The organism is Clostridium celatum (assembly GCF_021412605.1).
Lineage (GTDB): Bacteria > Bacillota > Clostridia > Clostridiales > Clostridiaceae > Clostridium > Clostridium celatum.
Genome location: NZ_JAJKGM010000069.1, coordinates 1 through 8,037, shown reverse-complemented (window position 1 = coordinate 8,037; position 8,037 = coordinate 1). Strand labels below are relative to the sequence as shown.

The window sequence follows — 8,037 nt, the reverse complement described above, 5'->3', positions numbered from 1 at the left end:
CGCCGTGTACCAGACCGGTACGCACGGTGGTGTGAGAGGACGGAAAATAAAATAATTATTTTCCTCCTACTCGATTTGTTCTAAAAAATTATTTAAAAGGCAAGAATTATGTTATATCTTTTAAAATTAAGTTATATTATAGAATTTTGACTTATATAAAATAGTTTTGTAAAATGAATATTAGCGAAAATAGGGCATAATAATTAAAAAGAATGGAAAATGGCAAAGATTAGCCATTTCTAGTTATCCATTGGTTAACGGAGGATTTTAATGAAAGAATTTGATACAATATGCGCAATAGCAACTGCTTTAGGAGAAGGTGGTATTGCAATTATAAGAATATCAGGAGATAAAGCATTAGATATAGTTTCAAAAATATTTAAACCTAAGAGTAATGATGATATTAAGAATATGAAATCTTACACAATGAAGTACGGACATATCTATGATGTAGAAACTAATGAACTTATTGATGAAGTTATAATTAGTTTTATGAAAGGACCAAGAAGTTTTACAGCAGAAGATGTAATAGAAATTAATTGCCATGGTGGAGTAGTTTCAACTAATAAGGTTTTAGAAACTGTAATTAAGGCTGGAGCTAGACTTGCAGAGCCTGGAGAATTTACAAAGAGAGCCTTTTTAAATGGAAGAATAGACTTATCACAAGCTGAAGCAGTTATGGATATAATAAAAGCTAAAACAGATTTAGCAATGAAATCTGCATTAATGCAAAGTACAGGACACTTATCTAAAGAGATTAATAAATTAAGAGAATATATGTTAAATGTATTAGCTTTAGTTGAATTTGCCGTAGATTTTACAGAAGATGATGAGGAAGTAGATCCAAGTATACCTTTAAGAGTTGGAGAAAGCTTAGAAAAAGCCATAAATGAAATGAAAGTACTTTTAAAAGGTGCAGACGAAGGAAAGCTTATTAGAGAAGGATTAAGCTTAGCTATAGTTGGTAAGCCTAATGTAGGTAAATCATCATTATTAAATGCTTTATTAAGAGAAAAGAGAGCAATAGTAACAGATATAGCAGGAACTACAAGAGATATAATTGAAGAGTACATAAATTTAGATGGTATTCCAGTTAAGATAATTGATACAGCAGGAATTAGAGAAACAGAAGATGTTGTTGAGAAAATTGGAGTAGAAAGATCAAAAGAAAAGATTGAAGAAGCTGACTTAGTATTATTAGTTCTTGATTCATCAAGAGAATTAGATGATGAAGATAGGGAGATTATTGATGCTGTTGGCGATAAAAAGTGCGTAGTAATATTAAATAAAATAGATTTAGAATCTAAAATAGATGAAAATATAATAAGTAATTTTGAAAATATAATTAAAATTTCTGCTAAAGAAGAGATTGGATTAGGAGATTTAAAAAATACAATAAAAGAACTATTCTTTAGTGGGAAAATTGATGCTGAAAGTTTAATAATATCTAATTCAAGACATAAGCAAGCGTTATTTAGAGCATTAGAAAATGCAGAGAATGCTTTAAGTAGAGTAAGAATGAATGAATATTTAGATTTAATATCTATTTTTGTTACTTCATCTTTAAGAGCTTTAAATGAGATTACAGGTGATGAATTAGAAGAGGATTTAGTAAATAAAATATTTGGAGATTTCTGTGTAGGAAAGTAGGAGTAGAAAATGAGATATAATGCAGGAGAATATGACGTAATTGTGGTTGGTGCAGGTCATGCCGGATGTGAAGCAGGGCTTGCATCAGCTAGAATGGGATTAAAGACATTAGTATGCACATTAAATCTTGATGCTATAGGTTTAATGCCTTGTAATCCTAATATAGGTGGTACAGCAAAAGGACATCTTGTAAGAGAAGTTGATGCACTAGGTGGAGAAATGGGAGTAAATATAGATAATACATTTATCCAATCAAGAATGCTTAATACTTCTAAAGGGCCAGCTGTACATTCTTTAAGAGCACAAGCTGATAGAAAAAAATATCAAAATAGAATGAAGAGTGTTTTAGAACATCAAGAAAATCTTGAAGTTAGACAATTAGAAGTTATTGACGTTGAAGTTGAAGATGGAAAAGTTGTTGGAGTTTTAACTAAAAATGGAGCATTTTTTAAGTGTAAAGCTGTAGTTCTAACAACAGGTACATATTTAAGAGCTAGAATAATAATTGGAGATGTAACTTATAATAGTGGTCCTAATGGTTTGGCTGCTGCTAATGAGTTAACACAACATTTAATGGATCTTGGAATAGAAATGAGAAGATTCAAGACTGGAACTCCAGCAAGAATTAACAAGAGATCAGTAGATTTTTCTAAAATGATAGAACAACCTGGTGATAAAAAGATAGTTCCATTTTCATTTATGCATGACAATATAGATAGAGAACAAGTTTCTTGTTGGTTAACGTACACAAATGAAGAAACTCACAATATTATAAGAGATAACATCGATAGATCACCTATGTACAATGGGAGCATTGAAGGGGTAGGGCCAAGATATTGTCCGTCTATAGAAGATAAAGTTATGAAATTCCCTGATAAGAATAGACACCAAATCTTCGTAGAACCTGAAGGTGAAGATACATTAGAAATGTACGTTGGAGGAATGTCTTCATCATTACCAGAAGATGTTCAAGTTAAAATGTATAGAACTTTAGAAGGTCTTGAAAATGTTGAACTTTTAAGAACTGCTTATGCAATTGAGTATGATTCAATAAACCCAATGCAATTAAAACCAACATTAGAATTTAAAACTATTGAGGGATTATATGGAGCAGGTCAATTAAATGGTAGTTCAGGATATGAAGAAGCTGCGGCACAAGGTATAGTTGCTGGTATAAATGCAGCATTAAAAGTTCAAGGGAAAGATCCTATGATTTTAACTCGTTCTGATGCATATATAGGGGTTTTAATTGATGATTTAGTAACAAAAGGTACTAATGAACCATACAGAATGATGACATCTAGAGCTGAGTATAGATTATTATTAAGACAGGATAATGCGGATTTCAGATTAACTGAAATAGGTAGAAATGTTGGATTAGTAACAGATGAAAGATATAACAGATTCCTAAATAGAAAAGCTAATATAGAGAATGAAGTTGAAAGATTAAAAGAATTACAAATAACTAATAAGAGAGAAAATAATGAATTCTTAGTATCTCTTAATTCTACTGAGCTTAAAAAACCTATTAGAATGTATGAATTAATAAAGAGACCAGAATTAGACTACTTCATGTTAGCACCATTAGACCCTGAAAGACCAGAATATACAGATGATATTGGTGAACAAGTTAATATTATAGCTAAATATGAAGGATATATAACAAGCCAATTAGAACAAGTAAATCAATTTAGAAAATTTGAAAAGAAAATATTACCTGAAGAGATAGATTATAATGATGTAAAAGGATTAAGAGTTGAAGCTATTCAAAAGTTAAGTGCAATTAGACCAGTAAGTATAGGTCAGGCTTCAAGAATATCAGGAGTATCTCCAGCAGATATATCAGTATTATTAATATACTTAGAGCACCAATATAAAAAGAAAAAACAGGAGGACTAATTGATGAAGTTTTTTGACTTAATGAAAGCAGCTGCAAATGATGTTAATTTAGAATTAACAGAAACTCAATATGAACAATTTATAAAATATATGAGACTTGTTCAAGAATGGAATGAAAAAATAAATTTAACAGCAATTATAGAAGATGAAGAGTTTATAAAGAAACATTTTATAGATTGTATGAAGGCTTTTAAATCTGACGCTATAAGAAATGCTAAGACAATAATTGATGTTGGAACTGGAGCAGGTTTCCCAGGAATGCCAATAGCAATATTACATCCAAATGCACATATAACTCTTTTAGATTCTCTTAATAAAAGAATTAACTTTTTAAATATTGTTGTTAGAGAATTAGGACTAAAGAATGTTACAACAATACATTCAAGAGCAGAAGATGGTGCGAGAAAACCAGAGCTGAGAGAAAAGTTTGATATAGCTACATCAAGAGCTGTTGCAAATATGGCAGTATTATCAGAGTTTTGTATGCCTTATGTAAAAAAAGGTGGTTATTTTGTAGCATTAAAAGGGCCTTCTATAGATGAAGAGCTAGAAAATGGTTCAAATGCAATAAAAATATTAGGTGGAGAATTAAAAGAAATTATTGAAGTATCAATTGAGGAAACTGATTTAAAGCATAATATTGTTGAAGTTAAGAAAGTAAAAGAATGTCCTAAAACTTATCCTAGAAAAGCTGGAACAGTTAACAAGAAGCCTCTAAAGTAATAACATATTTAAAGTAAAAAAATATAAAACAGTTATATCACCTCTTTTATTCAAAGTTTATACAAAAAGAATAAGGGGTGATATATAAGATAAATAGGATTGTAATCTTAAATAGAAACATAGAGAAAAATAGTGTAAAATATTAACGAATAGTAAGTAAATTTATCTTATGAAAGTAGTGTACATATAGAAGGAAATAAAAAAGAAAAAGCGAATTGTTAAAATATGAAATAATATGTTGATTAACAAATTATGAGGGATGGTCAGGCAGATGAAAAAAGAGATAGTAAACATAAAAGTGGAGAATATATTTCCGAACGCTTATCAACCAAGAAAGTTTTTTAATGAGGATGCATTAAATGAATTAAGTGAGTCTATTAAACAATACGGAATAATTCAACCTATTACAGTAAGAAAAATAGGGGAAAAATATGAATTAGTTGCAGGAGAAAGAAGATGGAGAGCTGCTAGAATGGCCAAATTTGATGTAGTTCCATGTAACATAATTGAAATAACAGACACACAATCAGCAGAAATTGCATTATTAGAAAATTTACAGAGAGAAGACTTGAATTTTATTGAAGAAGCTGAGGCTTACTACAATTTAATTAATGATCATAAATTTACACAAGAAGAATTAGCAAGAAGAATGGGGAAAAAACAATCTACTATTGCTAATAAATTAAGGTTACTTAAATTAGGTAAAAAAGTAAGGGAATTATGTTTAGAAAATAATCTTACAGAAAGACATGCAAGAGCCTTATTAACATTACCTGATGAAGAGTTACAATTAAAAGTTATAAAAAAAGTAATTAAAAATGGACTTAATGTAAAAAAGACAGAAGAATTAATTAATGCAGAATTATTAAAACTAGCTGGAGAGCAAATGAAAAAGAGAAAGGGTAAAGGCGTTTTACCAGGAAAGCTTTATGTTAATACGATTAAACAAGTATTAAGTAAATTCAATATTCCAGCTGAGTATAAACTTCAAGATAAAGAAGAATGTATTGAAATTACAGTTTCTATCCCTAAAAATAAATAAAAAAAAGCACCCTAACGGGTGCTTTTTAGTTAAATTGAGACTTAAAGTTAACAAAAAAAGTGATGATATAACATTTTAGAAATTAATATGATTTCAGTTATATCATCACTTTTTCTACTTTAACTTTTAGCTAATTTATTTTGGAGACAGATTTTTAAGTTAATGTTTCCTGCTAAAAGAAGATATTAATTTTTGACGAAATTATGACAATTCTTGAAGGCGACATTGCAATCTTTTTGGCACATCTTAGCTCGCAATATAACTCAATGTTTCACGTGAAACAATTTTAGAAGAAAAATGTGTGATTTTTACTTTAATTTTAATATGTATATCTTTAATTATATATAGAAAATCTATATAATAGATGTATGGGAAGGGGGTGAAGTCCTTAAATAGGGCTTTTATGAAAAAGATATGTATTTTTAATCAAAAAGGTGGAGTTGGTAAAACTACTACTAACATTAACTTATGTGCTTATTTAGCAATGGAAGGTTATAAAGTATTAACGATTGATATTGATCCGCAAGGAAATACTACTAGTGGATTGGGATTAGACAAAAGAAGCTTAGAGGTTTCTATGTATGATGTATTAACAGCTAATACTTCTTTAAAGGATGTAATTATAAAAAGTGAATTAATTCCTAATCTTTCTATTGCACCATCAACTATGGAGTTAGCAGGTGCAGAGGTTGAAATAATAAATGTTAAAGAAAGAGAAACAATATTATTAAGACAAATAGAAGAAGTACAAGATGATTTTGATTTCATTTTTATAGATTGTCCTCCATCCTTAGGAGTTTTAACAATTAATGCTCTTACAGCTGTAGATTCTGTATTAATACCAATACAATGTGAGTTCTATGCTTTAGAAGGGGTTGGTCAATTAATTAATACAATTCAATTAGTAAAAAAATCATTAAATAAGGCACTAGAAATTGAAGGTGTACTTATGACTATGTATGATTTTAGAACTAATTTAAGTAATGAGGTATATGAAGAAGCCAAAAAGTTCTTTAATGATAAAGTATATAAAACAACTATTGCTAGAAATATAAGATTAGCTGAAGCACCAAGCTTTGGATTACCAATTATGTTATATGATGAAAAATGTAAAGGGGCAGCAGCCTATAAGCGTTTTGCAAAAGAATTCTTAAGTATGCAATAGAAAGGTGAATAAAAATGAGTAGTAAAAAATTTGGATTAGGTAAAGGTCTAAATGCTCTTATACCAGAGGATACTATGAAAAATAGTATTATAAGTAATGAAGCTAATAAATCTAATGGAGTTGAGTTGATTAATATAAACTTAATTAAAAGTAATGACAACCAACCAAGAAAATCTTTTGATGATGAAAAGATAATGGAATTAGCTGAATCTATAAAACACAATGGAATAATACAACCAATTATTTTAAAAAAGGATAATTCAGAATTTGTAATTGTAGCAGGAGAAAGAAGATGGAGAGCAGCGAAATTAGCTCATATAAAAGAAGTACCAGCTATAATAATGGATTTAACAGATAAACAGGTTTTAGAGGTATCTTTAATAGAAAATATTCAAAGAGAAGATCTTAATTCCATTGAAGAAGCTGTTGCTTATAAAAAGTTAATAGAAGAATTTAATTTAACACAAGAAGAACTAAGCAAAAGATTAGGAAAATCACGTGTCTCAATAACTAATACAATGAGACTTTTAAACTTAAGTGAAAATGTTCAACAGTATTTAATCGAAGGTGTAATATCTGAAGGACATGGAAGAGCTTTATTAAGCATAATAGATAATAAAGTTCAATATGAATTAGCACAAAAGGTAATTGATGATAAATTATCGGTTAGAGAGCTTGAATTCTTAATTAAAAAAATGAAAAGTGAAAATGGAAAAACTACTAAGAGTACTAGAAGTGAAAGTAATCCATATTACAAGGAAATTATGAATCAGTTAGAAAGTCATTTTGGGACTAAGGTAAATATAAGCAATAAAAATAATAAGGGTAAAATAGAGATTGAATATTATTCAGAGGAAGATTTGCAAAGAATACTAGAGATAATTAATTTATAATGTTTCACGTGAAACATTTGAAGGGACGAAAGATAAATGGACAAAATAATAGAGCTAATTAATCAATATTCAGCCTTTATAATAATTGGATTAGCACTTATAACTTTTTTACTTTTAATAATTACAATAATATTGTTAGCATCAGTAAGTAAGCTAAAAAAGAGATATAGAAAAATGATGAGGGGAGTTAATAATAAGAATTTAGAAGAAGTTATTAACTTAAATTTAGATAATATTGAAAAAGCAATGAATAGTTCACAAGATGCTATTAATGAGTGTAAAAAACTTTCAGAAGAAATGAAAGGTTGCGTAAATAAAGTTGCTGTAATGAGATATAAGGCATTTGAAAATGTAGGAAGTGATTTAAGTTTTTCAATTGCTATATTAGATTCATATAATGATGGTGTTATTATAACTGGAATTTATTCGAGACAAGATAGTACTACATATGCTAAACCGATAGATAAAGGAATATCAAGATATGATTTATCTGAAGAAGAATTGCATGTATTAAATCAAGCTATAAATAGTTAATAGAAAGTTATAATTAAAAAGCTGTACTAAAATAATAATATAAATATATATTATTATGAACTGCCCCCCGTCAAGTAGACAGGGTAAATAATAAAAAATTATGATGCTAAGGTATGACTCCTATATTCAAG

The 8,037-nt window shown here is 28.7% G+C and carries 7 protein-coding genes; all 7 read left to right on the top strand.

Annotated elements, in window-relative coordinates; translation table 11 throughout:
* The first annotated feature begins 270 nt into the window (after nucleotides 1–270).
* The 7 genes from mnmE to LPC13_RS16130 all read left to right on the top strand — a co-directional run bounded on the left by mnmE (nucleotide 271) and on the right by LPC13_RS16130 (nucleotide 7,906).
* Nucleotides 271–1,650 (top strand): tRNA uridine-5-carboxymethylaminomethyl(34) synthesis GTPase MnmE, encoded by a 1,380-nt coding sequence (gene mnmE / locus LPC13_RS16160; RefSeq protein ID WP_005209872.1) that lies wholly within the window; start codon nucleotides 271–273, stop codon nucleotides 1,648–1,650.
* A 9-nt stretch (nucleotides 1,651–1,659) separates the two neighbouring features.
* Complete coding sequence (gene mnmG / locus LPC13_RS16155; protein WP_195245655.1) at nucleotides 1,660–3,549, top strand: tRNA uridine-5-carboxymethylaminomethyl(34) synthesis enzyme MnmG; 1,890 nt, start codon at nucleotides 1,660–1,662, stop codon at nucleotides 3,547–3,549.
* A 3-nt stretch (nucleotides 3,550–3,552) separates the two neighbouring features.
* Nucleotides 3,553–4,272 (top strand): 16S rRNA (guanine(527)-N(7))-methyltransferase RsmG, encoded by a 720-nt coding sequence (rsmG, locus tag LPC13_RS16150; protein ID WP_195245656.1) that lies wholly within the window; start codon nucleotides 3,553–3,555, stop codon nucleotides 4,270–4,272.
* A 271-nt stretch (nucleotides 4,273–4,543) separates the two neighbouring features.
* Nucleotides 4,544–5,314: a nucleoid occlusion protein gene (noc, locus tag LPC13_RS16145; RefSeq protein ID WP_040418378.1), complete on the top strand. Its 771-nt coding sequence runs from the start codon at nucleotides 4,544–4,546 to the stop codon at nucleotides 5,312–5,314.
* 403 nt (nucleotides 5,315–5,717) lie between these two features.
* Complete coding sequence (locus tag LPC13_RS16140; RefSeq protein ID WP_195245470.1) at nucleotides 5,718–6,479, top strand: ParA family protein; 762 nt, start codon at nucleotides 5,718–5,720, stop codon at nucleotides 6,477–6,479.
* Nucleotides 6,480–6,493: 14 nt separating this feature from the next.
* A complete protein-coding gene (locus LPC13_RS16135; protein WP_195245471.1) occupies nucleotides 6,494–7,372 on the top strand; it encodes a ParB/RepB/Spo0J family partition protein in 879 nt (292 codons plus the stop codon).
* Nucleotides 7,373–7,408: 36 nt separating this feature from the next.
* The gene (locus tag LPC13_RS16130) at nucleotides 7,409–7,906 is read left to right on the top strand and encodes a DUF4446 family protein (protein ID WP_005209851.1); all 498 of its coding nucleotides are present in this window, start codon (nucleotides 7,409–7,411) and stop codon (nucleotides 7,904–7,906) included.
* Nucleotides 7,907–8,037: the final 131 nt, after the last annotated feature.